Source organism: Gordonia bronchialis DSM 43247, assembly GCF_000024785.1.
In the GTDB taxonomy this organism is placed as follows: domain Bacteria; phylum Actinomycetota; class Actinomycetes; order Mycobacteriales; family Mycobacteriaceae; genus Gordonia; species Gordonia bronchialis.
This window is the reverse complement of record NC_013441.1, coordinates 3,479,044-3,504,204: the sequence shown is the minus strand read 5'-3', so window position 1 is coordinate 3,504,204 and position 25,161 is coordinate 3,479,044. Positions and strand designations below refer to the sequence as shown.

General features: G+C 67.9%; 26 protein-coding genes. 15 read left to right on the top strand and 11 right to left on the bottom strand.

All coding sequences use genetic code 11. The features are described from left to right. Positions 1 to 70 precede the first annotated feature (70 nt). Positions 71 to 895 (top strand): NUDIX hydrolase, encoded by an 825-nt coding sequence (locus GBRO_RS16300; protein WP_012834995.1) that lies wholly within the window; start codon positions 71 to 73, stop codon positions 893 to 895. Here GBRO_RS16300 and GBRO_RS16295 read toward each other — a convergent pair. Then, entirely contained in the window at positions 885 to 1,835 is a 951-nt protein-coding gene (locus GBRO_RS16295; protein ID WP_041919944.1) for a quinone oxidoreductase family protein, read from the bottom strand. The two genes, GBRO_RS16300 and GBRO_RS16295, sit on opposite strands and share 11 nt — an antisense overlap. A 77-nt stretch (positions 1,836 to 1,912) precedes the next feature. Between GBRO_RS16295 and GBRO_RS16290 the strand changes: the two genes are divergently transcribed. Next, complete coding sequence (locus tag GBRO_RS16290; RefSeq protein WP_012834993.1) at positions 1,913 to 2,554, top strand: TetR/AcrR family transcriptional regulator C-terminal domain-containing protein; 642 nt, start codon at positions 1,913 to 1,915, stop codon at positions 2,552 to 2,554. Here the strand turns inward: GBRO_RS16290 and ligD are convergent. Beyond that, positions 2,551 to 3,537 (bottom strand): non-homologous end-joining DNA ligase, encoded by a 987-nt coding sequence (ligD, locus tag GBRO_RS16285; protein ID WP_012834992.1) that lies wholly within the window; start codon positions 3,535 to 3,537, stop codon positions 2,551 to 2,553. The genes GBRO_RS16290 and ligD overlap by 4 nt on opposite strands. Positions 3,538 to 3,724: 187 nt before the next feature. Here ligD and GBRO_RS16280 point away from each other — a divergent pair, with 187 nt between their 5' ends. Next, positions 3,725 to 4,513 carry an enoyl-CoA hydratase/isomerase family protein gene (locus GBRO_RS16280; protein ID WP_012834991.1) on the top strand — a complete coding sequence of 263 codons (789 nt, stop codon included), beginning with the start codon at positions 3,725 to 3,727 and terminating at the stop codon, positions 4,511 to 4,513. Positions 4,514 to 4,541: 28 nt separating this feature from the next. Next, positions 4,542 to 5,516, top strand: coding sequence for a class I SAM-dependent methyltransferase (locus tag GBRO_RS16275; protein ID WP_012834990.1), 975 nt, complete (start codon positions 4,542 to 4,544; stop codon positions 5,514 to 5,516). Here the strand turns inward: GBRO_RS16275 and GBRO_RS16270 are convergent. The 3 genes from GBRO_RS16270 to GBRO_RS16260 all read right to left on the bottom strand — a co-directional run bounded on the left by GBRO_RS16270 (position 5,513) and on the right by GBRO_RS16260 (position 6,503). Then, the gene (locus GBRO_RS16270; RefSeq protein WP_041919943.1) at positions 5,513 to 5,770 is read right to left on the bottom strand and encodes a site-specific integrase; all 258 of its coding nucleotides are present in this window, start codon (positions 5,768 to 5,770) and stop codon (positions 5,513 to 5,515) included. The two genes, GBRO_RS16275 and GBRO_RS16270, sit on opposite strands and share 4 nt — an antisense overlap. Positions 5,771 to 5,950: 180 nt before the next feature. Beyond that, positions 5,951 to 6,205, bottom strand: a complete 255-nt coding sequence (locus GBRO_RS16265) for a ribbon-helix-helix domain-containing protein (protein ID WP_012834989.1) — start codon at positions 6,203 to 6,205, stop codon at positions 5,951 to 5,953. After that, positions 6,198 to 6,503 (bottom strand): hypothetical protein, encoded by a 306-nt coding sequence (locus GBRO_RS16260; protein WP_012834988.1) that lies wholly within the window; start codon positions 6,501 to 6,503, stop codon positions 6,198 to 6,200. The genes GBRO_RS16265 and GBRO_RS16260 overlap by 8 nt, the downstream gene beginning before the upstream one ends. Positions 6,504 to 7,049: 546 nt before the next feature. Here GBRO_RS16260 and GBRO_RS16250 point away from each other — a divergent pair. Continuing rightward, complete coding sequence (locus tag GBRO_RS16250) at positions 7,050 to 8,249, top strand: class I SAM-dependent methyltransferase (RefSeq protein WP_012834987.1); 1,200 nt, start codon at positions 7,050 to 7,052, stop codon at positions 8,247 to 8,249. A gap of 4 nt (positions 8,250 to 8,253) precedes the next feature. Here the strand turns inward: GBRO_RS16250 and GBRO_RS16245 are convergent, their stop codons facing one another. Further along, complete coding sequence (locus tag GBRO_RS16245) at positions 8,254 to 9,597, bottom strand: outer membrane protein assembly factor BamB family protein (RefSeq protein WP_012834986.1); 1,344 nt, start codon at positions 9,595 to 9,597, stop codon at positions 8,254 to 8,256. A 132-nt stretch (positions 9,598 to 9,729) separates the two neighbouring features. On the opposite strand from GBRO_RS16245, the gene GBRO_RS16240 reads away from it, so the two are divergent. Then, the gene (locus GBRO_RS16240; protein ID WP_012834985.1) at positions 9,730 to 10,479 is read left to right on the top strand and encodes an acyltransferase; all 750 of its coding nucleotides are present in this window, start codon (positions 9,730 to 9,732) and stop codon (positions 10,477 to 10,479) included. A 33-nt stretch (positions 10,480 to 10,512) separates the two neighbouring features. On the opposite strand, the gene GBRO_RS16235 is transcribed toward GBRO_RS16240, so the two are convergent. Genes GBRO_RS16235 through GBRO_RS16225 form a run of 3 tightly spaced genes read right to left on the bottom strand, consistent with a single transcriptional unit; the run spans position 10,513 to position 14,153 of the window. Beyond that, a complete protein-coding gene (locus tag GBRO_RS16235; protein WP_012834984.1) occupies positions 10,513 to 11,790 on the bottom strand; it encodes a glycosyltransferase family 4 protein in 1,278 nt (425 codons plus the stop codon). Then, positions 11,787 to 13,355: a 1,4-alpha-glucan branching protein domain-containing protein gene (locus tag GBRO_RS16230; protein WP_012834983.1), complete on the bottom strand. Its 1,569-nt coding sequence runs from the start codon at positions 13,353 to 13,355 to the stop codon at positions 11,787 to 11,789. Before GBRO_RS16230 ends, GBRO_RS16235 begins: the two co-directional genes overlap by 4 nt. A gap of 3 nt (positions 13,356 to 13,358) precedes the next feature. After that, positions 13,359 to 14,153 (bottom strand): class I SAM-dependent methyltransferase, encoded by a 795-nt coding sequence (locus GBRO_RS16225; RefSeq protein WP_012834982.1) that lies wholly within the window; start codon positions 14,151 to 14,153, stop codon positions 13,359 to 13,361. Positions 14,154 to 14,356: 203 nt separating this feature from the next. Between GBRO_RS16225 and GBRO_RS16220 the strand changes: the two genes are divergently transcribed. From GBRO_RS16220 to GBRO_RS16185, 8 genes are all read left to right on the top strand, one after another. Beyond that, complete coding sequence (locus GBRO_RS16220) at positions 14,357 to 15,142, top strand: electron transfer flavoprotein subunit beta/FixA family protein (RefSeq protein ID WP_012834981.1); 786 nt, start codon at positions 14,357 to 14,359, stop codon at positions 15,140 to 15,142. 65 nt (positions 15,143 to 15,207) lie between these two features. Continuing rightward, positions 15,208 to 16,161, top strand: coding sequence for an electron transfer flavoprotein subunit alpha/FixB family protein (locus GBRO_RS16215; RefSeq protein WP_012834980.1), 954 nt, complete (start codon positions 15,208 to 15,210; stop codon positions 16,159 to 16,161). Between the two features lie 133 nt (positions 16,162 to 16,294). Further along, positions 16,295 to 17,170, top strand: coding sequence for a GNAT family N-acetyltransferase (locus GBRO_RS16210; RefSeq protein WP_012834979.1), 876 nt, complete (start codon positions 16,295 to 16,297; stop codon positions 17,168 to 17,170). Further along, positions 17,167 to 18,063 carry a lysophospholipid acyltransferase family protein gene (locus GBRO_RS16205; RefSeq protein ID WP_012834978.1) on the top strand — a complete coding sequence of 299 codons (897 nt, stop codon included), beginning with the start codon at positions 17,167 to 17,169 and terminating at the stop codon, positions 18,061 to 18,063. Before GBRO_RS16210 ends, GBRO_RS16205 begins: the two co-directional genes overlap by 4 nt. A 93-nt stretch (positions 18,064 to 18,156) precedes the next feature. Then, complete coding sequence (locus GBRO_RS16200) at positions 18,157 to 18,642, top strand: DUF4334 domain-containing protein (RefSeq protein WP_012834977.1); 486 nt, start codon at positions 18,157 to 18,159, stop codon at positions 18,640 to 18,642. An 85-nt stretch (positions 18,643 to 18,727) separates the two neighbouring features. Next, positions 18,728 to 19,963, top strand: a complete 1,236-nt coding sequence (locus GBRO_RS16195) for a cysteine desulfurase family protein (protein WP_083775700.1) — start codon at positions 18,728 to 18,730, stop codon at positions 19,961 to 19,963. Beyond that, positions 19,963 to 21,084 (top strand): tRNA 2-thiouridine(34) synthase MnmA, encoded by a 1,122-nt coding sequence (gene mnmA, locus GBRO_RS16190; protein WP_012834975.1) that lies wholly within the window; start codon positions 19,963 to 19,965, stop codon positions 21,082 to 21,084. Before GBRO_RS16195 ends, mnmA begins: the two co-directional genes overlap by 1 nt. A 14-nt stretch (positions 21,085 to 21,098) precedes the next feature. Then, a complete protein-coding gene (locus GBRO_RS16185; protein WP_012834974.1) occupies positions 21,099 to 22,109 on the top strand; it encodes a uroporphyrinogen decarboxylase/cobalamine-independent methonine synthase family protein in 1,011 nt (336 codons plus the stop codon). Positions 22,110 to 22,126: 17 nt separating this feature from the next. Here GBRO_RS16185 and GBRO_RS16180 read toward each other — a convergent pair whose 3' ends face one another. Continuing rightward, on the bottom strand, positions 22,127 to 22,513 hold the full coding sequence (locus tag GBRO_RS16180; protein WP_012834973.1) for an MmcQ/YjbR family DNA-binding protein: 387 nt from the start codon (positions 22,511 to 22,513) through the stop codon (positions 22,127 to 22,129). A gap of 3 nt (positions 22,514 to 22,516) precedes the next feature. Continuing rightward, the gene (locus GBRO_RS16175) at positions 22,517 to 22,759 is read right to left on the bottom strand and encodes a hypothetical protein (protein WP_012834972.1); all 243 of its coding nucleotides are present in this window, start codon (positions 22,757 to 22,759) and stop codon (positions 22,517 to 22,519) included. 103 nt (positions 22,760 to 22,862) lie between these two features. Here GBRO_RS16175 and ligA point away from each other — a divergent pair, with 103 nt between their 5' ends. Beyond that, complete coding sequence (ligA, locus tag GBRO_RS16170) at positions 22,863 to 24,938, top strand: NAD-dependent DNA ligase LigA (protein WP_012834971.1); 2,076 nt, start codon at positions 22,863 to 22,865, stop codon at positions 24,936 to 24,938. The last annotated feature ends 223 nt before the right edge of the window (positions 24,939 to 25,161 follow it).

Here is a 25,161-nt window from a genome sequence, read left to right as displayed (position 1 = left end):
GGCGCATGCCATAGTGTCGAGCGGAGGTCCCGTGATCGGGGCCGATGACCCGCGCTGGAGGTTTGAGAACATGGCATCTGCCGATCCCCGGTCCGCCGACACCCAGGCGGCACCGCTGCGCGACGCGGCGACGGTGGTGCTCGCCCGCGACAGCGACGACGGCATCGAGGTGTTCCTGCAGCGCCGGGTGAAGCAGATGGCCTTCGCCGGCGGGATGACCGTGTTCCCCGGCGGTGGGGTGGACCCGCGCGACAGCGACGCCGATCTCGCCTGGACCGGCCCGGAGCCGTCGTGGTGGGCGCACCAGTTCTCCACGAGCGTCGAACTCGCGCAGGCACTCGTGTGCGCCGCGGTCCGCGAGACGTTCGAGGAATGCGGGGTGTTGCTCGCATCGGCGGGTGAGGACTTCCCGGATCCGTCGTCGTTGCGCGCCGATCGTGACGCGCTCGTCGACAAGTCGATCTCCTTCGCGGATTTCCTGCGTGCCCGTCAGTTGACGTTGCGCGCGGATCTGCTGCGCCCGCTCGCGCACTGGATCACACCGGTGAACGAGAAACGCCGCTACGACACCCGCTTCTTCCTTGCCGCGGTGCCCGCCGGACAGGAACCCGACGATTCGACCAGCGAGGCCGAGGTCGCGCGGTGGGCCGGCGCGCAGGGAGCGCTCGACGCATGGTCGGCGGGCAAGCATTTCCTCCTACCACCGACGTGGGCGCAACTGACCGAGGTCGCGCGCTTCGCGACGGTGGACGAGTTGTTGGCCGCCCAGCGCACGATCGAGGCGATCGAACCGTCGGTGAGTGCCGGAAAAGGCTTGGCGGGCTTGGCTTTTCAGAGATCCGACGACTATTTCGCCGGACTCGGCGAGCAACTGCCGCCCGAGATCACGCTCTGAGAGTCACCACGAGCCGGCCGGGCCGAGCCGACGTCCACGCGTCCTCGACGTCGGCGAGTGCGGCGGTGCGGATGTCGATCGGTAGGTCCCCGGAGGCCGCGAGGGCAAGGATGGCGGGGAGTTCGGCGAACAGCAGTGCCGGATCGATCGAGCCGCCGCCCGATCCCCAGATCGAGATCGGCCGGGCCCGCAGGATGGCGGCGTCGAGATCCACCGAGCGGCCCGCGAGAGTGCCGATCTGCACGTAGTCGACGCGCTGGTGGCGTGCCTGCAGACCGTGTGCACGCAGGGCGTCGAGCGCGATTGCGGCGACCGGTCCCCACAGGTAGTCGAGCACCACGTCGATACCGTCGTCGAAGAGCGCGGCGAGCCGCTCGCCGGGTGTGTCCTCGAGCAGCGACACGGTGGTCACCCGCGGGTCGCCGGCGAGGCGGTCGAGAACGTCCGCGTTGCGCCCGACCGCGATCACCCGGCCCGCACCGAGGTGCAGTGCGATGCGCACGGCGAGCGAACCGGACACTCCGGTCGCGCCGAGGACCGCGACCGTACCGCCTTGGGGGACACCGCTCTTGACCAGCGGCATCCACGACGACAAGGCGGGGTTCACGATTGCCGCGGCCACTTCGGTGGGAAGCGCATCGGGTAGGGGGACCGCAAAACCGCGGGGGACCACGGTCCGTTCGGCGAGGGTGCCGAACGGGTCGGGGCATCCGCCGGTGTAGACGCGACGGCCGTCGATGACCCCGATGCCGTCGACGCCGACGACAAAGGGGAGTTCGTGGCCGGAGGAGTAGTGGGCGCCGGCGGCAACGGACCGGACGATCTGGTGGACACCGGCTGCCAGCATCTCCACCTCGACAAGGTTGTCGGTGGCGACGGGTTCGCGGAAATCCGCATGGTGGGGTGGGCGGCCGATCTCGGTGACGACTGCTGCTTTCATGATCAACTCCTTTGAACAGTGTTCAAATGCCTGTCTGCTAGCGCTGCTGAACAACGTTCAAATGTCAAGGGAGGGTCATGCCCAGCGGTCGTCTGACACGCGGCGCCATCGTCGATGCCGCGTTTGAGCAACTCGCCGAAACAGGTCTCGACGGCATCACCGCCCGTGCCCTCGCCGCGCGGCTCGGTGTGCGCGCCGGCGCGCTCTACTACCACGTGCGTGACATGACCGACCTACAGGACGAGATGGCCTCGCGCATTCTGCGCCGGCTCCTCGACGAGCCCGTCACCGAGGAACTCGCAGCCGACTGGCGGCTGCTGTTGCGAACCAGCGGTCACCGGATCCGGGACACACTGCTGTCCTTCCGGGACGGCGCCAAGCTGGTTTCCGGTACCACGCTGCTCGACGACGACGCCCTACGCCGCCTCGAAGAACCTGTGCGTGTGCTCGTCGACGCCGGGCTCACCCCGATCGATGCTCAACGCACCCTGATGGTGCTCAACGCGTATGTCACCGGTTACGTCATCGAGGAGCAGCACCGGCACCCGGTACCCGGCGAGAACCGCATCACGCCCCAGCAGCGGCGGGCGCGACTCGATCCCGTCGAACAGCCGCTGCAGTACGCGCTGAGCGAGGAGGTCGCCATGCTGCCGGTTGAGACCTTCGATTGGGGTCTGGAGACGCTGATCGCCGGAGTCGGTGTGCGGCTGGGGATTTAGGAGCCGTCGAGATCCACGCTCTCGGGGCCGTCCGAGGTGTCGCCGTCGAGTTCGTCGCGTTCGGCCCACGCCAGCAAGGTGTCGATGCGGTGGGCGACGTCGTCGATCTCGGCATGGAGATCGCCGAGATCGGCGAAGCGGGCCGGCATGGTGGCGATGGTGAAGTCGTCGGGTTCGATGTCATCGATCTCCGACCACGTCACGGGCGCGGATACGGTCGCGCGCGGATTGCCGCGGACCGAGTAGGCCGACGCCATCGTGTGATCGCGGGTGTTCTGGTTGTAGTCGACGAAGACCGCCGCCGGATCACGGTCCTTGCGCCACCACGTGGTGGTCACGTCGTCGGGCGCGCGCCACTCGACCTCACGCGCGAATGCCAGCGCGGCCCGCCGGACGTCGGGGAACCCCCAGTCGGGTTCGATGCGGACGTAGATGTGCAGGCCCCGACCGCCGGACGTCTTGGGGAAGCCCCGCATTCCGAGTTCGTCGAGCACTTCGTGGACCACCCCGGCGACCCGCTGGATGCGGGAGAACGGGCAGTCGGGCATCGGGTCGAGGTCGATGCGCCACTCGTCGGGAGATTCCGGGTCGGCGCGCCGTGAGTTCCACGGATGGAACTCGACGGTCGACATCTGTACCGCCCAGATCACCGACGCCAACTCGGTGACGCACAGTTCGTCGGCGGTGCGTCCGTAGCGCGGGAAATAGATCTCGGTGGTCTCCAGCCAGTCGGGTGCCCCGGCCGGCACCCGCTTCTGATGAACCTTCTTCCCGGTCACGCCCTTGGGGAAGCGGTGCAGCATGCATGGCCGCTCGCGCAGTGCCCGGACGATGCCGTCACCTACCGACAGGTAGTACTCGACCAGGTCCATCTTGGTCTCACCGCGCTCGGGAAAGTACACGCGATCGGGGCTCGAGATCCGTACCGGCCGATCACCCACGGTCAGGACGACGGGTTCGCCTGCGGACGCATCCGGGCTCATGATCTCAAGACTAGGCTGGTGAGGGCGGGCCGGGGATGTGTATGACGTTCGGTCCGGAATCCGGTCCAAACGTCATACGGATCGGGACCGGGGTCGGTGTCCGGTCGTCGGGAACGTCGTTGCCCACCCGGTCTCGATGATCGGGGCAGCGGCGCGGTGGTACAGACCCACCCGGTAGCCTTCGACCATGGCTGAGTTCGTCACCCTCGAGACATCCGAAGAACACCCCGGCGTGGGCACCATCCTGCTCAACCGCCCGCCGATGAACGCACTGAACCGCCAGGTACAGAGCGAACTGGCGGCGGCGGCCGACGAGGCGACGCTGCGTGACGACATCAAGGCCGTCGTCATCTACGGCGGCCCCAAGGTTCTGGCGGCAGGCGCCGACATCAAAGAGATGAACGATCTCACCTATGCGGAGATGAGCAAGATCGCCGGACGGCTGCAGGATGCGCTGGGGTCGATCTCGGAGATCCCCAAGCCGACGGTCGCGGCGATCACCGGTTACGCCCTCGGCGGTGGACTCGAGGTGGCGCTCGGCGCCGACCGTCGCATCGCCGGGGACAACGCCAAACTCGGGGTGCCGGAGGTGCTGCTCGGGGTCATTCCCGGCGGTGGTGGCACGCAGCGGCTCGCCCGGCTCGTGGGACCGGCGAAGGCCAAGGACATGATCTTCACCGGACGCTTCGTCGGCGCCGGAGAAGCGCTGGCCATCGGGCTGGTCGACGAGGTCGTCGCGCCCGACGAGGTCTACAACGCCGCGCTGAAGTGGGCTGGGCAGTTCCGCAATGCCGCGTCGGTGGCGATCGCGGCCGGCAAGAAGGCCGTCGATCAGGGCCTCGGTGTGGACCTTGCCACCGGACTGAAGATCGAGGAACAGCTCTTCGCCGCGCTGTTCGCCACCGAAGACCGCGCCATCGGGATGAAATCCTTCGTGGAGAACGGACCCGGCAAGGCGAAATTCCTCGGAAAGTGATTCGCGACATCAAGGGAGGGACGACGCGATGACGACCAATGTGACCCCGGAAACCGATCCGGAACCCAATCCGCACGCCACCGAAGAGCAGGTCAAGGCCGCGCTCGCGGACACCAAGCTCGCCCAGGTGCTCTACCACGACTGGGAGGCCGAGACCTACGACGAGAAGTGGTCGATCAGCTTCGACGAGCGGTGCATCGACTACGCGCGCGGACGCTTCGACGCCGTCGCCTCCGACGACGCGCTGCCCTACGGGCGGGCCATGGAACTCGGTTGTGGCACCGGATTTTTCCTGCTCAACCTGATGCAGTCCGGCGTCGCCGAGAAGGGGTCGGTCACCGACCTCTCACCCGGCATGGTGAAGGTGGCGCTGCGCAACGCGCAGAACCTGGGCCTCGACGTCGACGGCCGGGTGGCCGACGCGGAGAAGATCCCCTACGACGACAACACCTTCGACCTCGTCGTCGGACATGCTGTGCTGCACCACATCCCGGATGTGGAACAGGCGCTGCGCGAAGTGCTCCGCGTGCTCAAGCCCGGTGGGCGTTTCATCTTCGCGGGCGAGCCGTCGACCATCGGTGACTTCTACGCACGCTGGATGAGCCGCGCAACGTGGTGGGCGACAACCAATATCACCAAGTTCGGTCCGCTCAAGGGCTGGCGGCGACCACAGGAAGAGCTCGACGAGTCTTCCCGGGCCGCCGCGCTCGAGGCCGTCGTCGACATCCACACCTTCGACCCCGATGAGCTGGCCGGCATCGCGAAATCCGCTGGTGCGCAACGCGTGCAGACCGCCACCGAAGAGCTTGCCGCCGCGATGCTCGGTTGGCCGGTGCGTACCTTCGAAGCTGCGGTCCCCGCCGACAAACTCGGTTGGGGCTGGGCCGGATTCGCCTTCGGTGGCTGGAAGCGGATGACCTGGCTCGACGAGAACGTGCTGCGCAAGGTGGTGCCGCCGAAGTTCTTCTACAACGTGGTGGTCAGCGGTTTCAAGCCCAGTTAGTCCAGGTCAGAGCCGCTGTCGCTACTGTCCGCCCGCAGCTGCTCAGTCAGCAGCTTCGCCACCGCCGCGCGGGTCCGGTCCTCGGCCTTCGGCCACAGATGCGAGTACGTGTTCAGCGTGGTGGTGGTGGCGCCCTTGTGGCCCATCGCCCGCTGCACCGTCACGACGTCACAGCCGGCCGCGATGACGATGACCAGGACGGCGATCGCTCCCAGGACCCATGGCCACTTCTTCCGCTTCTTCTTCGGCGGCACGAATGGGGTTTGGCCCAGGGGCGGCGGTTGGTACGGGTCGGGGTTGGGCGTGGACCTGGGCGGCGTTGCCCTTCTGAGAGAAAGATAGGTACGCGAAGCCCTAGACCCTGGATCGCCGATTTCGTGAGTCGGTCGAACGAACTACCCCGCCACCGTCATCGCGGTGCATGTCACGATCGGTCAATCTGTGAACTGCTCGACCGCCCGCCGGATGACCTCCGACTCGGCGATGTGTTCACGCTTGGCCACACGGGCAACTTTGGCGCGCAACGGGGCGGGCAGACGCACTGACATGGTGGGCGTGCGCCCCTTCGCTGCACCCTTGCGTGGACGGCCAGTCTTCAAAGCAGACGGGCTCACCTCCACCGCAAGCACCTCATCAGCAGTGGGTGGATGCTCGGCGTAGTCGTCAGCCATTGCGTCGTAGTCAGGCATTGTGGGCACCTTTCTGTGGTCCGTAGTTGATGTCGATCAGTTGGTCGAGGCCGAGGCTGGTAGCAAGGCGCCGACGCAGAACCATCGCGTGGAATGCGACCGGAACAGTGGGGGCGAGGTCGACGATGACTTCCAGATACGGCTCATTCTCGCTGGCCGGTCCGATGTGCAGGACGGGCAGCGCACCGGCCATGCGTGCTGCGAGGGTCACTCGCAGCATCGGATAGGCGACGACGGCCGCGATCTCGCTTTCGCTGACCCCCCACTTGAGGGCGCTTGGCTTGATCTCGACCCGCATACCAAAAGTGTATTGCACTTTCCGTGAAAGTGCAATACTGTTTCTGGCGGACCGTCCTACACGCCCTGGCGCCCCGTCCTCACCCCGAGGACAGGGCGCTTTCGTCGGCCCGATCCATCACTGTGGCGGTGTCAGTCGCAGAGATAGTCGGATAAGGCGACGTGGGACGCGGGCGTCCACACCGACCTCTGTATCGACCCGGCCAAGGCCACGCGCAGAGCCACGTTGTGAGGTCAGTTCGACACCGGATTGAACGTGGCCGTCGCCGCCAAGATGCCGACGACGGAGTTGATGGCCTTGTTAGCCCCCGGCCGTCTTGATGAAGGTGATACGGCTCAGCGGCGGGATGTCGGCGTAGCCGCCACTGTGCGTGTCGACGAGCGTCAGCGGCGTCCCGTTGGGTCCGATGAGCGAATTGCCACCACGCGGTATTCTGCGGATTTTTCGTCCATGGAGCTGCCGTACCGGGTCTGGATGCACAGGTTGTGGGTGGTTACCTAATCGGTCAAACCGGACACTCGCGGCCACCACTTACAGTTGTCGGTGATGAGCTACACGTTTTCGGTCGGGGATGTCGCGTTCCTCCGTTCGCGGCACGGGATCAAAGCACTCGAGACGGCGTCGTCGCTGGCGCTGACGGCACCGTCGATGATCGCCGACATCGCCGAGCTCCGCGCACGATACGACGGGCACGACGCTGCCCTGATCGAGACGGTCACCTGCCGTCGCCGTGCGCGTGGGAAGCTGCGTGGCGCCGATGATCTCCTGCTGTCCGACGAGGCGCTGCAACAGGCCACCAACAGCGTTGTCGCGCAGCAGCGAGCCGCCGACATCGCCGACCGCGTGCCCGGCGCGGTGATCCACGATGTCACCTGCTCTGTCGGTGCCGAACTCGCCGAACTGACACACTCCTCGGGCGTCGCCGGCGTCATCGGTAGCGACATCGACCCGGTTCGGCTCGCTATGGCGCGCCACAACGTGCCGTCGGCGACGCTGCTGCGGGCGGATGCCCTGACGCCGACATCCACCGCCGACGTGATCCTGGCCGACCCGGCGCGACGCTCCGGCGCCGGGCGGGTCTTCCGGCTCGATCAGCTCACCCCGCCCCTGCTGAATCTGATGACCACCTACGCGGGGCGGTCCCTCATTGTGAAATGCGCTCCCGGACTGGACTATTCGATGCTGCGCAACCGATTCGGGTTCGACGGCGAAGTGCAGATCACCTCGTTGGACGGCGGGGTTCGCGAGGCGGTGCTCTGGACAGGTCCGCACGCCATTCCGTTCCGACGGGCCACCGTTCTGCGTACCGGACCGGATGGAACCGTCGAACGCACCGAGTTGACCGACGCCGAACCCGACGACGTCCCGATCGGTGAACTCGGCGAGTGGATCATCGATCCCGACGGCGCGATCGTGCGGGCCGGGCTGGTCCGCAACTACGCGCACCGGCATGGGTTGGGGCTACTCGATCCGCGCATCGCCTACCTCACCGGCGATTCCGTTCCCTTGGGGGAGCGTGGATTCCGGATCATCGAGCAGGTCGGCGTGGCCGAGAAGGCGTTACGCAAGGCGCTCGGCGCACAGGACTGCGGAACGCTGGAGATCCTGGTGCGCGGACTCGACGTCGACCCCGATCAGTTGCGGAAGCGGTTGAAACTCAAGGGTTCACGGCCGCTGACGCTCATTCTGACGCGCCTGGGTCGCAAGGGCGTCGGATTCCTCTGTGAGCCGGGAATCCGGTTCTGACCCCTCAGCCCTCGATGTTGCTCTTGGAGTCGAAGAAGTAGACCTCGCCGATATGCGTGGCGACGGCTATCTGTCCGCTGGGCGAGACGGCGACGCCGGTGGCGAAACCGACCGACTCCGGAAGCGGTAGAGTGCGTTTGGGCGCACCGTCGGCGGTGGACACCTCCACCAGCGACAGCGTCTGGGCACCCGGATCGCGCACAACGGTCCACGCTGTGCCCGACGATGTCAGCGTCGAGAGGCTCACCGACGCGAGATCGTCCCGCTTCCACACCAGTTCGGCCCGGTCACCCTTGTCGCGCAGCAGCGTGAGTGGTGCGCCGGGGACACCCGTCGGCATGATCAGCCCGTCCGGCGAGACCGCCATCGTGGCAAACCCATAGCCGCCGTTGTCGAAGGTCCACCGGGTTTTCCCGGTCGCCGCGTCGAGCGCGACGATCTGTCCGAGCCGCGAGAAAGCGTACACCGTGGCCCCATCGGCCGACACGGTCGCCGGCCCCACGACACCGCCGGGGACGTCGGCGTGCCAGGCCTCGGCGACGGTGCGTTTCCCGTCGACCTGGTGATAGGTAAAAGCGCGCACCTGCGAGGCGATCGCACCGGGCGGCCACACGTTGAGGAAGAACCGTTCATGCGCCGCATCGACTGCGGGGGGAGCGGGCACCACACACCGTGGACCGTTGTCCACGCATTCGCCGAAACCGAACAGCGGATCGGCGGGATCGGCGTCGGGGCGCAGAAGCAGTTCCGGCGCAACGAGTGCCGCGGTCTGGGTGTCGAACAACTGGATCTGACCCTGGGTCGTCACGACCAGCGCGATGTTGGGGGCGGCGAACTTCGCCGACAGCGGAACACCCAGAACCGGTGCCCGCCAACGAATGGCACCGCCGGCATTGAACGCGAGGAAGGTGGTCTGCTCGCCGATGTAGGGCTGGTCGTACTGGTCGATGAGCAGAGCGGACACCTCGACGCCCTCACGCATCCGCTTGCAGAAGTTCTTGCGCCCCGAGGTCGGGTCGAAGACGAATGTGTTGCAGCCGTTCTCGGTTCGCGAGGTCACCGCGACATTGGAACGCGTCGAGACGGTGAGCGGCGCGGTGATCGGTCCGCCGGTCGGCCGGCTCCAGGACAGCGCCAGATCATCGGGGACCGTCGCGGTGGTGAAGTTGGCGTTGTTCGCGTCGCCGCCGTAGCTCGGCCAGCCGAGACCGGGTAGCGACCGGACGTCGATGTGACCGTCGGAGCAGGCCGACAGGACGACCGCACAGACCGCCACCACGATCATGAGCAAGCGGGCGGACCCGGAACGTGGCGACGATGATTGCCTGTGCCGGTTCTGCTCCGCCATCGGTGCTCCTGTCATAACGCCTGGCCCCGGGGTCGGGACGATCACAGCGAGCGTCCGCCGGTTCCGGCCGGCGAACGCACCAGCCTCAGAGCCTATCGTGCGCCGAAATCGCGTCGATTAGGGTTTGTCGTCATGACGACGATGTGGAATGCCTCCTACCGGAGCCGATGGCGGGCCGGACGCCGCCGCGACCCTGCGCAGGCGCGTTTCCTCACCCTGGACTCGCTGCGCTGGGTGCTGCGTAACCGGGCCTACACGCCGTGGTACCTGGTCCGCTACTTCCGGCTCGCGCGCTTTCGGTTGGCCAATCCGCATGTGGTGCTGCGCGGGATGGTGTTCCTCGGGCGCAACGTCGAGCTGCACGCCACGCCGGAGCTGTCTCGGATGGAGATCGGGCGCTGGGTCCACATTGGTGACGGAAACTCCATTCGATGCCACGAGGGCAGCCTCAAGATCGGCGACAAGACCGTCTTCGGCTGCAACAACGTCGTCAACTCGTATCTGGACCTCGAGGTCGGCGGGTCCACGCTCATCGCGGACTGGTGTTACATCTGCGACTTCGACCACAGGATGGACGACATCACGCTGCCCATCAAGGATCAGGGCATCGTCAAGGGCCCGGTACGGATCGGCCCGGACACCTGGGTGGCGGCCAAGGTGTCGGTGTTGCGCAACACGATCGTCGGACGCGGATGTGTCCTCGGATCGCATGCGGTGGTCAGAGGGATCATCCCGGATTACTCGATCGCCGTCGGCGCTCCGGCGCGCGTGGTGAAGAACCGGATGGACGACTGGGCGCGCAACGCCGAGGAACGCGCTGAGCTCGAACGCGCGCTCGCCGATATCGAACGTAAGAAGGCGGCGTTGCGCGACCAGGCTTAGTGGTCCCCACCGGCCGCGCGCTGACCACGGAGGTCAGGAGTCCGACGACGGATCCCGTTCGGGGAGCGGCCGTTCGACGATCTGGGGTCGGCCGACGGGGTGACGCACCCGCCGTTTGGCGGCCAAGTAGACGCCTGCGGTCCGTTCGGCGACCTCGGCCCAGGAGAACTCGGCGGTCAGGCGGGCTCGTGCGCGGCGGGCTCGCTCGGCGGCGGCACCCGGGTCGCCGAGGGTGGCACGCACGGCGGTGGCGAGTCCGGCGACGTCGGCGGGCGCGAAGGTCAGACCCGTGGTGGGTTCGGTGACGGCCTCACCCAGTCCGCCGGCCGTCGACACCACCAGCGGCGCGCCGGTCGCCGCGGCCTCCAGCGCGACGATCCCGAACGGTTCGTAGCGGCTGGGCAGCACGATGGCGTCGCAGCGGTGCATCAGCGTGACCAGCTCGTCGTGGCCCACCGCGCCGAGGAAGGTGACCGCCTTGCTGATGCGGTGTCGTCGGGCCTGCTCCAGAAGCCACTCCTGCTGGGTGCCGGTGCCGGCGACGGTGAGTGTCGTGCCCGGATGGGTGCGGCGGATGCGGGGCAGCGCGGCCAGCAGATCCTGCACGCCCTTCTCGTATTCGAGACGTCCGGCGAACAGCAGCTCGGGTGCGCCGGTCCGTGGCGCGCGCGGCGCGAACGCCCACGTGCGGATGTCGATGCCGTTGTGGATGACCTGGATGTCGGCGAGCTGCGCATCCGAGCCGAACAACCGGAACACCTCGTCACGCATCGATTCCGAGCACGTGATGATCGCGTCGGATTCGGCGGCGAGCCACCATTCCACCGAGTGCACCTGCCGGTTGGTCCGTCCACTCACCCATCCGCTGTGCCGACCGGCCTCGGTGGCGTGGATCGTGGTGACCAGTGGGCAGTCGAAGAACTCGGCAAGGGTGATCGCGGGGTGTGCGACCAGCCAGTCGTGTGCGTGCACCACGTCCGGCGTCCACGTCGACGACAGCGAGTTACGTTCACCGGCAAGGATTCTCAGCCCAGCCCGGATGAACGAATGGCCCATCGCCAGCGTCCACGCCATCATGTCGGCGCCGAATTCGAACTCCGGTGGGTCCTCGGCGACCGCCACCACGCGGACACCTTCGGCGACGGTGTCGATGGTCGGATGGCTCACCGCGTCGGTGCCTGACGGACGGCGGGTGAGGACCACGACGTCGTGACCGGCGTCGGCCAGCCCGGTGGCGAGATGATGGACGTGGCGGCCGAGGCCGCCGACCACCACCGGCGGATACTCCCACGAGACCAGCAGCACCTTCACCCGTCGCCCCCCGTTCTTCCTGCGCGCCCACCGGAATCGGTGACCCGAAGTCGACGCGCATCCAGTCCCGCGAACAGGTTGTCCGCACGCTGCCATCCCGCGGCCAGCCGGGCCGCGTCGGCATCCCGCCCGCGCATCGCCGCGTCGCAGATCTCCCGGGTGGCGTGCGCATGTGTGTGTGCCCGCTGCACAGCGTAATGCGCCGCGGTGTCCTTGGAGACCATGAACGGCCAGTCCGAGGCCACCGTCAGTAGCGTTTCCCGCAGGATCTGATCGGCCACGCGGTGACGTTCGCCGCGGCCGCCCTCGAGCAGCTTGGTGACGGTGTCGAGCGCGGTCTCGGTGACCTCCGCGTTGAGGTCGACCAGATGCCGCACCTGCGGGCCATCCCAGACACGCCAGTCCTTGCCCGACCCCCACGACGACGCGGGCAGGGTGACCGCGTCACCGACGAATCCGTTCTGCGCTGCCTGCGCGAGGGTGCCGACGCGCACACCCGCCTCCGGCAGCCGTCGCAGCACCCGCTCCAGCCAGCGGGGACCCTCGAACCACCAGTGTCCGAACAGTTCCGTGTCGAAGGCGGCCACCACTAGCGCGGGCCGGCCGATGCGCTCGGACTCCGCCTGCAGACGACGCCGCACATGATCGACGAAGTCGTCGACGTGCCGGTCGATGACGGCGTCGACGCGGTCGGGGTCGTAGGGCTTCTTGGCGTCACCGGGCACCGACCGTCCGGTCACCCGGGAACTCTTTAACCCGGTCTCGTGGTCGTAGGTGTGGAAGTCGCGGTAGGCGGCGTGCCCGGGATAGCCCGACTTCGGCGACCACACCCGATAGCTGACGCTGAGGTCGCGCCCGTAGGCGACGACGTCGGTGTCGCCGACGGGCCGGCCGAGAGCGGTGTCGCCGTGCAGCGTCGGGCCGTCGACCATGAAGTGCCGCACCCCGGCCCGCTGGTACTCGTCCTCCATCCCGGGGGCGAACGCGCATTCCGGTGCCCAGATGCCCGCCGGGTCGAATCCCCAGCGTGCCCGGGCGTCGGCAAGCCCCTCCGAGAGCGAGAACCGCCGCAGACGGGGGTCGAGCAGCGGGGCGAACGGATGGGCCAGCGGTCCGCCGAGCACCTCGATCACCCCGGCACCGGCCAGCGCCCGGATCACCGGGGCCGCGCCGTGCCGCCACCGCGTCTCGAAGTCGTCGAGAGCCGTTGCCGCCGCGACGAATTCGCGCCGGCCGGCCTCGGCCCGGACCGGATCGGGCGACGCTGTGGCCGCGCACGCCCGCAGCTGCCAGTCGGCCAGCCACGTGTGCATCGAGGCGCAGCAGTGCGGGTCGTCGAGCTGGGCGGCCAGCACCGGGGTGATGCCGAGGGACAGCTGGTCGTGAAAACCGTCGTCGGCCAAGCGATTCAGCACCTCGACGACGGGCAGATACGACGCGGCCCACGACTGATACAGCCACTCCTCACCGACCGGCCAGCGGCCGTGATTGGCCAGCCAGGGCAGGTGGGAGTGCAGGACCAGGGTGAACTGGCCGGGCACGGCCGAATCGTCAGAGAAGCTCACGTGTCAGATCCGGACTGCGATGGCGAACAGGTCGAGTGAGGTGTCGATGTCGGGGTTGTCGCCGGTTGCCTCGACGACGTCGAAGTCGGCTGCGGTGATCGCGGCGACGTCGGCGGTCAGCTCGTCGGGCCAGTCGACGCCGGCGAGAGCGCGCTCGATCTGGGCGTCGATGATCGACCCGCCCCATCGCCGGTCGAGATCGCGCAGCCGGGCGCCATGCCAGACGCCGAGCATCGCGGTGACCGCGAAGCCGCCCTCGATGAGTAGTTCGGTGAGTTCGGCCGCCGACAGCTCGCGGGTGTGGAAGGGGTTGAGCGGGGTGTCGCGTCCGGGGGAGAAGGTGATCCGATTGGGCGTCGAGATGAGCAACTCGCCGCCGGGCCGCAGGACGCGCCGGCATTCGGTGATGAACGCGGGCTGATCCCACAGGTGCTCGATCACCTGGAAGTTGACCACGGTGTCCACCGATGCGTCGGCCAGCGGCAGGTCGATCAGATTGGCCTGGTGCACCACGAGCCCGGCGTAGCGCCGCCGGGTGTGTTCGACGGCGCTCTCGTCGTAGTCGACGCATGTCACCGAAGCCGCTACCTCGGCGAGCATGGCCGCGCCGTACCCTTCGCCGGAGCCTGCCTCGAGGATGTCGCGACCCGCGCAGCGGTCGAGTATGTGCTGGTAGGCCACCTCGTGGCGGCGAAACCAGTAGTTCTCCGCGGGGATCCCGGGCACGGTTCGCTCACCGGTGAGTGCGAGCTGCACGTCGGCCGGAAGGTCCGCGAGGGTCCGATCCTGGTCGGTCATCCACACGACACTAGGGCATGGCTCCGGTGCCACCTGTGGGGCGAGGGGGACAACGGGACCGACCGAACGCACGTTCCGGTGAGCATTATGTGAGGTAGTCGATGTTTAGCGGGAGGATAGTAGACGCTAAAGTGGGAGAGACCGATCGCACCTTACCCATCGGTAAGGTGTGCGAACCCGATGCAGGAGGTCGACGAAGACCCATGACAAACATTGTCGTTCTGATCAAGCAGGTGCCCGACACGTGGTCCGAGCGCAAGCTCTCCGATGGTGACTACACCCTGGACCGCGAGGCCGCCGACGCCGTGCTCGACGAGATCAACGAGCGCGCCGTGGAAGAGGCCCTCAAGATCAAAGAGGCCGACGGTGGCGAGGTCACGGTGCTTGCCGCAGGACCCGAGCGGGCCACCGAGGCGATCCGCAAGGCGCTGTCGATGGGTGCCGACAAGGCCATCCACATCAAGGACGACCTGATGCACGGCTCGGACGCGGTGCAGACGGCCTACGTTCTCGCGCGTGCTCTCGGCACGGTCGAGGGTGTCGAACTGGTCATCGCCGGTAACGAGGCTACCGACGGTCGCGTCGGCGCGATCCCGGCCATGATCGCCGAGTACCTCGAGCTGCCGCACCTGACGCATCTGCGCAAGCTGACGCTGGAGGGCGAGAAGCTCACCGGCGAGCGGGAGACCGACGACGGCATCTACCACATCGAAGCCGAACTGCCGGCCATCGTCAGCGTCAACGAGAAGATAAACGAACCGCGCTTCCCGTCCTTCAAGGGCATCATGGCCGCGAAGAAGAAGGAAGTCAGCGTTCTCACGCTGGCGGACATCGACGTCGAGCCGAGCGACGTGGGCCTCGAGAACGCCGGCACCACCGTCACCGCCTCCACTCCGAAGCCGCCGAAGACCGCGGGCGAGCGCGTCACCGACGAGGGCGACGGTGGCACCAAGGTCGCCGAGTACCTGGTGTCCCAGAAGATCATCTAGCAGATCATCTTCAGCGACTCCACGTACATCCCGGCAACCCCTAGACATTCAGGAGACTTAGGACAATGGCAGAAGTACTCGTGCTCACCGAGCAGGACGCCGAAGGCGCCCTGAAGAAGGTCACCAGCGAACTCATCACCGCCGCCCGCGCGCTGGGCACCCCGTCGGCCGTCGTGGTCGGCAAGCCCGGCTCGGCCGACGGCATCCTCGACGGCCTCAAGGAGGCCGGTGCGGAGAAGATCTACGTCGCCGAATCCGACGACGCGGCCAACTACCTGATCACCCCCAAGGTCGACGTGCTCGCGTCGATCGCCGAGGACGTCTCGCCGGCCGGCATCGTCGTCGCGGCGACCGCCGATGGCAAGGAGATCGCCGGTCGTCTCGGCGTGCGCCTCGGTTCGGGTGTGCTCGCCGACGTCATCGAGATCAAGGAGGGTGCCGTGGGCATCCACTCGATCTTCGGTGGCGCCTTCACCGTCGACGCCAAGGCCAAGGGCGACACCCCGATCTTCTCGGTCCGCCCGGGTGGCGTCGAGGCGGCTCCGCAGGCCGGTGCCGGCGAGCGGGTCGACGTCGAGGTGCCCGCCCAGGAGGGTGGCGTGAAGATCACCAAGGTCGAGCCGAACGTCGGCGGCGACCGTCCGGAGCTCACCGAGGCCTCGATCGTCGTGTCGGGTGGTCGCGGTGTGGGTTCGGCCGAGAAGTTCTCGGTCGTCGAGGAACTCGCCGACTCGCTCGGTGCGGCCGTGGGTGCCTCGCGCGCCGCGGTCGACTCGGGCTACTACCCGGGCCAGTTCCAGGTCGGTCAGACCGGCAAGACCGTCTCGCCGCAGCTCTACGTCGCGCTCGGCATCTCCGGCGCGATCCAGCACCGCGCCGGCATGCAGACCTCGAAGACGATCGTGGCCGTCAACAAGGACGAAGAGGCCCCGATCTTCGAGATCTCCGACTTCGGTGTGGTTGGCGACCTGTTCAACGTCGCCCCGCAGCTGACCGAAGAGGTCAAGAAGCGCAAGTGACGCTCGTACCCCGATGACCCCCGGCTTCCCGGCCGGGGGTCATCGGTCTTTGCGGGGCCGTTCGCCGGACGTTCATGCCCGTCGAGGCGAGTTCACCCAAGCTGCCCCGACATGACACGGCACGGTAGCCGCGATGACCGACGGTGCCGATTTAGTTCGGGTCATGAACACCATGCAGTTCGTTTCCCGGGTCGGCACCGCCCGCGTGGCCGTGCCCACCACCGTGCTCACCGCCGGAGACATCCGCATCGTGGTATCCGACGATCCGGACGACATCGTCGACGCGCAACGCCTGCGCTATCGGGTGTTCGCCGACGAACCCGGCTTCTCGGACACGATCGGCGACCCGATCACCGGCCGGGACGCCGACCGCTTCGACGCCTTCTGCCAACACCTCATCGTCCGCCACGACACCGACGGCGTCGTCGGCTGCGCGCGCCTGCTGCCACCGGCCCGAGCCATCGCCGCGGGTGGTTGGTACGGGTCGGGTGAATTCGATCTGACCGAGCTGGGCCCGATCGCGTCGTCGACCGTCGAGATGGGCCGGGCGTGCGTGGCCACCGCCCATCGGTCGGGAACGGTCACCGCACTCATGTGGGCGGCACTGCTCGACTACCTGGAGACGGGTGGCCACCGCTACCTGCTGGGGTGTGTGTCGGTACCGCTGAGCGCGCCGGGGGAGGCCCCGCACGATCGTGGCCGCGCGCTGCGCTCGATCCGCGACATGCTGCTGGACCGTCATCGCGAGGACCGCTGGCGGGTGTATCCGCATGAGCGACCACGTGTCGACCAGACGGCCCTCGATGACGTCGAACCCGCCCAGGCGGCCGCGATCCCGGCCCTCATGCGCGGCTATCTGCGCCTCGGCGCCCGGGTCTGCGGCGAGCCGGCCGTCGATCCGGAGTTCGACGCCGCCGACTTCCTCACCGTCCTGGACCGCCAGGGAGCCAACGCGCGGTACCTGGACCGCTTGTGCGCCAGCATTCGCCGGCTCGGAGCGAAGTCGTGACCACCCCGGTCTCGGTTGCGCACCCCGAGGACGCGGTCTGCGTGCCGTCGCGGCCGGCGGTGAACCTCGGGCTCGATCACCACCCGTGGTTCCCGATCAGTCCGTGTGCGGCCGGCTGCATCGAAGCGAACGCCACCGCGGGGCGAATGGTGGTGATACTCAGGCTGATTCGACTCGTTCTCGTCATCGCGCTGCTGGCCACCTGCGCGCTGGTGATCGTGCCGATGCCCCGCCTCGTGCGCCGGCGGTTCCTCCGCCGGGCGTCGAAGATGATCCTCGCCGCGATCGGTACCACCATCAGCATCGACGACCGGCGCCCCTTCGCCGGCGAGACCCGCGGCCTGCTGGTCGCCAACCACATCTCCTTCCTCGACGTTGTCGCGCTCGCCTCGGTGCACCCCGCGCAGTTCGTCGCCAAGTCCGAGGTCGCGAGCATGCCGGTGGTGTCGTCGATCGCCCGCCGGATCGGCATCATCCCCATCGAGCGCGGTTCGCTGCGCCGCCTGCCCGACGCCGTCGGCGCCGCTGTGGACCGGCTCCACCACGACGCCACCGTGGCCGTGTTCCCCGAGGGAACCACCCGCTGCGGACAGACGATGGGCTCGTTCCGGCCGGCGTTCTTCCAGGCCGCGATCGACGCGCGGGTACCCGTGATCCCGGTCCGGCTGACGTTCACCTGCGCCGGCGCCACGTCGACGGCCGCCAGCTTCATCGGCGACGACGAGCCGCTCGACACGCTGCGCCGGGTACTGCGAACGCGTGGCCTGACCGTGACGATCCGCTTGTACGAGGCCCAGCTGCCCGGCGAGGGCGACCGGCGCGAACTCGCTCTGCGCTGTGAGCGCATGGTCGCCGGGTACGGCTCGTCACCGGAGGTCGCGCTCGCCGCGTGAATCGCCCGGCCACCCGGGAAAGTGACATCGCATGTTTCCTCATATATTTTTGTCGATGGCGGCTAGACCGCATCGACTTCGAGGAGGCATGTGATGACCAGCACCACCACCATGAGCCGGGACGAGGCGCGCGCCACGTTCGCCGAGCTGCGCGCCGTGGACGGACTCGTCGACGACGCCGTGCTCGACGCGGTCTGGGCCGGACTGGACACCCTGCGTCCCGAGGAGATGCTCGGCGCGTGGAAGGGCGGGGAGTTCGTCACCGGGCACGCCATCAACGGCATGCTCACCAAGGCGCGCTGGTACGGCAAGACCTTTGTCTCCCGCAACGAGGTACAACCCCTGGTGTGCCGTGACGAGGACGGAAAGCTGTACTCCAACCAGAAGCTCGGCAAAGGCGAGGCCAGCCTGTGGGCCGTCGAGTTCCGCGGTGAGGTGACGGCGTCGATGGTCTATGACGGCCAGCCGGTGATCGACCACTTCAAGCGGGTCGATGACACCACCGTGATGGGCATCATGAACGGCAAGGGTGGCGTCGTCGACGGCCGCCACTTCTACTTCTATCTCGAGCGTCCCTGACCGCCGATCCGCATGGCCCCGGCCGGCGCCGTCCGCGACGAGTTTGTCGGCACCGCACACGCGTCTATCCTGGTTAGCGATGTCCATGCCCTCCCGCACCCCCGTCTACCTCGACCACGCCGCCTCCACCACGATGGTGCCGGTCGCGATCGAGGCGATGACCGACGTCTTCGGCCACACGGGCAACCCGTCGTCGCTCCACGGTTCCGGACGCTGGGCGCGGCGGCGTCTGGAAGAGGCGCGCGAATCCATCGCCGACTCCGTGGGGGCCCGGCCGTCGGAGGTGATCTTCACCAGCGGCGGAACCGAGGCGGACAACCTGGCGGTCAAGGGAATCTACTGGGCGCGTCGCGCCGACGACGACCGGCGCCGCCGGATCATCGTGTCCGCGGTGGAACACCACGCCGTCCTCGATCCTGCCCAGTGGCTGGCCGACGAGTCCGGCGCCGAGCTGGTGATCCTGCCCGTCGACGAGTACGGCATGGTGTCGGCTGCCGATCTGCGTGCCGAACTCGAGGAGCACGCCGAGCAGACCGCTCTCATTTCGGTGATGTGGGCCAACAATGAGGTCGGCAGCATCGAGCCGATCACCGCGCTCGCGGCCCTCGGTGCCGAGTTCGGGGTCCCCGTACACTCCGACGCCGTGCAGGCCGTCGGGCATGTCCCCGTCGACTTCGCGACGAGCGGGCTCGCCGCACTGAGCATGGCGGCACACAAGTTCGGCGGCCCCCAGGGCACCGGTGTGCTGCTGCTCGGACGCGAGGTCGCCTGCGTCCCCCTCCTGCACGGCGGCGGGCATGAACGCGACGTGCGCTCCGGCACCCAGAACGTGGCCGGGGCGGCCGGAATGGCCGCCGCGCTGCGGTGGTGCGTGGCGAACCTCGACGCACACACCGATCACCTGCGTCGTCTGCAGGCGCGCCTGACCGAGCGGCTCCTCGAGATCGACGGCACCACGCTCAACGGGGCTCCACTCAGCGACGGGGGAGCGGGCCGGCTGCCCGGTAACGTGCACGTCTCCTTCGCCGGATGCGAAGGTGATTCGCTGCTGATGCTCCTCGACGCCAAAGGTGTCGAGTGTTCCACCGGGTCGGCGTGCACCGCCGGGGTCGCCCAGGCCAGCCACGTACTGCTGGCCATGGGTCTGGACATGGCCGATGCCCGTTCGTCGCTGCGTTTCTCGCTGGCGCCGTCGACCACCGACGCCGACATCGATGCCGTCGCCGAGGTGATCGACGAGGTCGTCGACCGGGCGCGCGCTGCGGGTCTGGTGTCGGTCCCGAGTGGGTCGGCTCATTCGATCTCCGACGAGGTGCGCTGATGCGGGTACTGGCAGCCATGAGCGGCGGCGTCGACTCCGCGGTCGCGGCCGCACGCGCCGTCGAGGCCGGACATGACGTCGTCGGCGTGCACCTGGCGCTCTCGACCGCCCCGGGTGCGCTGCGCACCGGGTCGCGCGGGTGTTGTTCCCGCGAGGACGCCTCGGACGCGCGCCGCGCCGCCGACGTCCTCGGTATCCCGTTCTACGTCTGGGATTTCGCCGACCGGTTCAAGGACGACGTGATCGACGAGTTCGTCGCTGCCTACGCCGCCGGCCAGACCCCCAACCCGTGCCTCACCTGCAACGAGAAGGTCAAGTTCGCCGCGCTGGCGGAGAAGGCCGTCGCACTCGGCTTCGACGCCCTCGCGACGGGTCACTACGCGCGCCTGGCCGACGGCGAGTTACGCCGCGCGGTCGACGCCGACAAGGACCAGTCCTATGTGCTCGCGGTGCTGACCCGGAAGCAACTGGGCCGCGCGATGTTCCCGGTCGGGGACACCCCGAAGCCGGAGATCCGCGCCGAGGCCGCCCGCCGCGGACTGTCGGTCGCCAACAAGCCGGACTCCCACGACATCTGCTTCATCCCGAGTGGCGACACCCGGGCCTTCCTGGGTGCCCGGATCGGCCTGCGTCCGGGAGCGGTGGTCGACGCCGCGACCGGTGACCGGCTCGCCGATCATGAAGGCGTGCACGGCTTCACCATCGGACAGCGCAAGGGTCTCGGCATCGATGCGCCAGCCGCCGACGGCAAACCGCGGTACGTCACCGACATCGACCCCGATTCCGGCACGGTCACCGTCGGGACGGCCGCCGACCTCGAGGTCTGGTCGATCTCGGCGCGCCGGGCGGTGTGGACCTCGGGACACACACCCGACGGCCCCGTCGACTGCGTGGTCCAGGTCCGCGCGCATGGCGGTCTCGCACCCGCCCGGGCGACACCGGTGGATCGCGACGGCGAGCCCGGCATCGAGATCGAGCTCACCGAACCGCTGACCGGGGTCGCTCGCGGCCAGGCGGCTGTGCTGTATCTGCCCGATGCACAGCGCGGCGATCTGGTGCTCGGTTGCGGTCGCATCGCGGCCACCAGCGCGCGAGGCGCCGTCGCGCCGAGCACTCGGTGACCGACGCGACGCCGGTGCCCGGCCTACCCGGCGGCGTCGGCTCCGGAGTGGGATCGATGCCCGGCACCGATGCCCGCGACGCCGCGGCGATCGTGCACGGCGAACTCGACTTCGCCCATCTCGTCGAACTGCCCGCCCGCGGACTCGGCGCCGACATGATCGGCAGGATGGCCGCGGTCCTCGTCGACCTCCCGATGGACACCGCAACCCAGGGTTACCGCCTGTCGGCGCGGCCCTCCCGACTGACGCGCCGGGCTGCCGATCTGTTGCACGAGGATCTCGACATGGCCGAAGAGATCTGGGAGACAGCGGGTTTCGTTGGCTCCGGGAAGCCGTTCAAGGTGGCGGTGGCCGGTCCGTTCACGCTCGCGGCGTCGGTGGAGCTGCGCACCGGACACAAGGTCCTGCGTGATCGCGGAGCGGTGCGCGACCTGATCGCCTCGTGCGCGGAAGGGGTGCGTGAGCTCGCCGCCGAGGTGACCCGGCGACTGGGTGCGCAGGTGATCGTGCAACTCGACGAGCCGATGATCGGTTCGGTCATCGACGGAACAGTCCGGCCGTTGACGCGATTCGACGTGCTCGATGCGATTCCTGTCGTCGAAGTGGCCGAAGCACTCGCGCAGTTGATCGACGTGATCGGCCGGCGGGCGGTCCTGCACGACTGCGGCACCCCGCGCTGGGATCTCCTGTCCCGCCTGCCCGGCGTGGCGCTGTCGGCGGACGTGACCGCCCCGAGTGCGGCCGACCTCGACGGCATCGGCGAGCTGATCGACCGCGGCGACACGCTGCTCGCCGGGATCGTCCCGGCCGTCGGTGAGGATCGCCACGCCCACGCCGACACCGTGGCCGCTGCTCTCGCAACGCTCACCGACCGCATCGGTCTCGATCGGAAGGTGTTGGCGCAGAACGTGATCGTCACCCCGACGTGTGGGCTGGCGGGCGCCTCGGAAACCTGGGCCAAGCGTGCCCTGGCCATCTGCGCACAGGCCGGACACCTCCTCGGCAGCGATCCCGACGCTCTCTGAGCGTCGCTGCCGCGTCCTCAGCGTGTGTCGAGTTCGGCGATGGCGCGTTTCGGTGCGATCTGCCGGTAACTCGCGTCGAGTAGCTCGGCAACCTCGGTCCAGTCGGTCGCGTCGTCCAGAAGGAGCCCCAGCCAGCCGTAGGCACCCAGGTAGGCCGGGACGAAGAATCTCGAATCCTCCTCGAGCGCTTGACGTTCGGAGTCGTCGGGGATGAACAGGATCGACTGGTCGTGGCGCACCTTGGTGCCCTTCTCACCGCCGCCGTAGTTGGCGAACATCTTGCCGCACCGGAACGTCGGACGTCCGTGCGCGACGACCTCGGTCGCCTCCGGAAGTGCCAACGCGATTTCTCGTACCCGGATCAGATACGGATCGTCGTCGTCGAACATGATCGGGTGGGGCATGCGTCAGATCCTCGGGTCGGCGTCGGTCAACAGCGTGTCGAAGTCACCGTCCGCCCAGGTCGCCAGAACCAACCCGGAAAGCGAGACACAGGCGTGTGGGCCGTCGTGTCCGGTGGCGCGGTCGCACAGCCACCAATCGGGATCGCGCCAGGACGTGGAGGTGCAGTGCTCGCGGTGTCGTTCGCGCGGAACGACGCGGTCGCCCACCAGCAGGCGGTGTGTTGCGGCCGGTTCCGGTTCGTCCACGATTGATCATCCTCCGTGTGTGCGGTCTCCATCATCGTCGACCGCGGTGCAATGTGGAAGTCGCCCGGCCATTTCGGTCGGTACCCTTCGATAGGCTCACATCGTGGCAGACAGCTCCGAGCACCAGGACATCAGCGCCGACCTCCGCGAACAGTGGTCGACGCTCGCCGACGAGATCCGCGAGCACCAATTCCGCTACTACGTGAAGGATTCGCCGGTCATCACCGACGGCGAGTTCGACGCCCTGCTGCGCCGCCTGCAGGACCTCGAGGACGCTCATCCGGAGTTGGCGGCGCCCGATTCGCCCACCAAACTCGTCGGCGGCGGATTCTCCACCGCATTCACCCCGGTCGACCATCTCGAGCGAATGATGTCGCTGGACAACGTCTTCGACTACGACGAGATGCGCACCTGGGTCGAGCGGGTGAACGCCGACGCGGGGACATCGGTGGAGTTCCTGTGCGAGCTGAAGATCGACGGCGTGGCGCTGGCCCTGGTCTACGAGAAAGGTGTGCTGGTGCGCGGTGTCACCCGTGGTGACGGCCGCACCGGCGAGGACGTCACCCTCAACGCCCGGACCATCGACGATGTGCCACAACGTCTCACGGCCTCCGACGAGTACCCGATCCCCGACGTGCTGGAGGTGCGCGGCGAGGTCTTCTTCCGGGTCGAGGACTTCGAGGCACTCAACGCGTCCCTCGTCGCCGACGGCAAGGCGCCGTTCGCGAATCCGCGCAACTCCGCGGCGGGGTCGTTGCGGCAGAAGAATCCGCAGATCACCGCCCGGCGCCGATTGCGGATGATCTGCCACGGCATCGGCCACACCGAGGGCTGGCGCCCGGCGTCACTGCACGATGCCTACCTGGCACTGGGCGCCTGGGGTCTGCCGGTGTCCACGCACACGACCAAGGTGCCTGGTGCCGATGAGATCCTCGAGAAGATCGGGTACTGGGGCGAACACCGCCACGACGTCGAACACGAGATCGACGGCATCGTGGTGAAGGCCGACGACGTCAGCGTGCAACGACGATTGGGCGCCACCTCGCGCGCGCCGCGGTGGGCCATCGCCTACAAATACCCGCCGGAGGAGGCGACCACCGAACTCCTCGACATCCAGGTCGGCGTCGGGCGCACCGGACGGGTCACCCCGTTCGCCGTACTCGCGCCGGTCCTCGTCGCCGGCTCGACGGTCTCGCGCGCCACTCTGCACAACGAGTCCGAGGTGAAACGTAAGGGGGTGCTGATCGGTGACACCGTGACCATTCGCAAAGCCGGCGACGTCATCCCCGAGGTCCTCGGACCGGTCGTCGACCTTCGCGACGGCACCGAACGCGCGTTCGTGATGCCGGACAGATGCCCGGAATGCGGTGCGCCCCTTCGGCCGGAGAAGGACAGCGACGTCGACATCCGTTGTCCCAATCAGGAAACCTGTCCCGCGCAGTTGCGGGAGCGGTTGTTCCATCTCGCGGGCCGCGGCTCCTTCGACATCGAGGCACTGGGCTATGAGGCGGCGACCGCGCTGCTGAATGCGAAGGTCATCACCAATGAGGGCGACCTGTTCTCGCTGACCGCCGACGACCTCGCGCGCACCGACCTGTTCACCACCAAGGCAGGCGCGTTGTCGGCCAACGGTAAACGGCTGCTGGCGAACCTGGAGAACGCGAAGCAGGTGCCGTTGTGGCGGGTGCTGGTGGGGTTGTCGATCCGTCACGTCGGGCCGACCGCCGCGCGGGCACTGGCCACCGAATTCGGTTCGCTGAATGCGATCGAAGACGCCGACGTGGAGCAACTCGCCGGGGTCGAGGGACTCGGCATGACCCTCGCGCAGAGCATCCACGACTGGTTTGCCGTCGACTGGCACCGGGAGATCGTCGAGAAGTGGCGTGCCGCCGGGGTTTCCATGGAGGACGAGCGTGACGATTCGATCGTGCGGACCCTGGAGGGCAAGACTATCGTCGTCACCGGTTCTCTCGAGGACTTCTCTCGGGACGGCGCCAAGGAGGCGATCCTGCAGCGCGGCGGAAAGGCCTCGGGCTCGGTGTCGAAGAAGACCGATTATGTGGTGATCGGTGAGTCGCCAGGCAGCAAAGCGGCCAAGGCCGAGCAACTCGGGGTGCCCGTTCTCGACGAAGACGCGTTCAAGAGACTGCTCGAGACCGGTGATCCCGGTATCGACTGAACGATCGGGTTTCCCGGGTCTGACTGCGTGGACGATGTTCTTCCTCCTGCATTGAGTTCGTCCGCCGGTTGCAGACGGAGGACGAACTGAATGCAGGAGGAAGAGTTTCTTTTCCCCACTTTCAGCAGCACCGAAGAGGCGGTGAGACAGCGATTTTGGTGACACGTGGATGTACCGCCCGGGCATCGAACCAGCGCTGTCGCAGGCCGGAATACCGACGAGG

Bases quoted from the DNA above. Each gene is read 5' to 3' on its own strand.
- GBRO_RS16300 (WP_012834995.1), top strand. From the start codon at position 71: ATGGCATCTGCCGATCCCCGGTCCGCCGACACCCAGGCGGCACCGCTG.
- GBRO_RS16295 (WP_041919944.1), bottom strand. From the start codon at position 1,835: ATGAAAGCAGCAGTCGTCACCGAGATCGGCCGCCCACCCCACCATGCG.
- GBRO_RS16290 (WP_012834993.1), top strand. From the start codon at position 1,913: ATGCCCAGCGGTCGTCTGACACGCGGCGCCATCGTCGATGCCGCGTTT.
- ligD (WP_012834992.1), bottom strand. From the start codon at position 3,537: ATGAGCCCGGATGCGTCCGCAGGCGAACCCGTCGTCCTGACCGTGGGT.
- GBRO_RS16280 (WP_012834991.1), top strand. From the start codon at position 3,725: ATGGCTGAGTTCGTCACCCTCGAGACATCCGAAGAACACCCCGGCGTG.
- GBRO_RS16275 (WP_012834990.1), top strand. From the start codon at position 4,542: ATGACGACCAATGTGACCCCGGAAACCGATCCGGAACCCAATCCGCAC.
- GBRO_RS16265 (WP_012834989.1), bottom strand. From the start codon at position 6,205: ATGCCTGACTACGACGCAATGGCTGACGACTACGCCGAGCATCCACCC.
- GBRO_RS16260 (WP_012834988.1), bottom strand. From the start codon at position 6,503: ATGCGGGTCGAGATCAAGCCAAGCGCCCTCAAGTGGGGGGTCAGCGAA.
- GBRO_RS16250 (WP_012834987.1), top strand. From the start codon at position 7,050: ATGAGCTACACGTTTTCGGTCGGGGATGTCGCGTTCCTCCGTTCGCGG.
- GBRO_RS16245 (WP_012834986.1), bottom strand. From the start codon at position 9,597: ATGGCGGAGCAGAACCGGCACAGGCAATCATCGTCGCCACGTTCCGGG.
- GBRO_RS16240 (WP_012834985.1), top strand. From the start codon at position 9,730: ATGACGACGATGTGGAATGCCTCCTACCGGAGCCGATGGCGGGCCGGA.
- GBRO_RS16225 (WP_012834982.1), bottom strand. From the start codon at position 14,153: ATGACCGACCAGGATCGGACCCTCGCGGACCTTCCGGCCGACGTGCAG.
- GBRO_RS16220 (WP_012834981.1), top strand. From the start codon at position 14,357: ATGACAAACATTGTCGTTCTGATCAAGCAGGTGCCCGACACGTGGTCC.
- GBRO_RS16215 (WP_012834980.1), top strand. From the start codon at position 15,208: ATGGCAGAAGTACTCGTGCTCACCGAGCAGGACGCCGAAGGCGCCCTG.
- GBRO_RS16210 (WP_012834979.1), top strand. From the start codon at position 16,295: ATGACCGACGGTGCCGATTTAGTTCGGGTCATGAACACCATGCAGTTC.
- GBRO_RS16200 (WP_012834977.1), top strand. From the start codon at position 18,157: ATGACCAGCACCACCACCATGAGCCGGGACGAGGCGCGCGCCACGTTC.
- GBRO_RS16195 (WP_083775700.1), top strand. From the start codon at position 18,728: ATGCCCTCCCGCACCCCCGTCTACCTCGACCACGCCGCCTCCACCACG.
- mnmA (WP_012834975.1), top strand. From the start codon at position 19,963: ATGCGGGTACTGGCAGCCATGAGCGGCGGCGTCGACTCCGCGGTCGCG.
- GBRO_RS16180 (WP_012834973.1), bottom strand. From the start codon at position 22,513: ATGCCCCACCCGATCATGTTCGACGACGACGATCCGTATCTGATCCGG.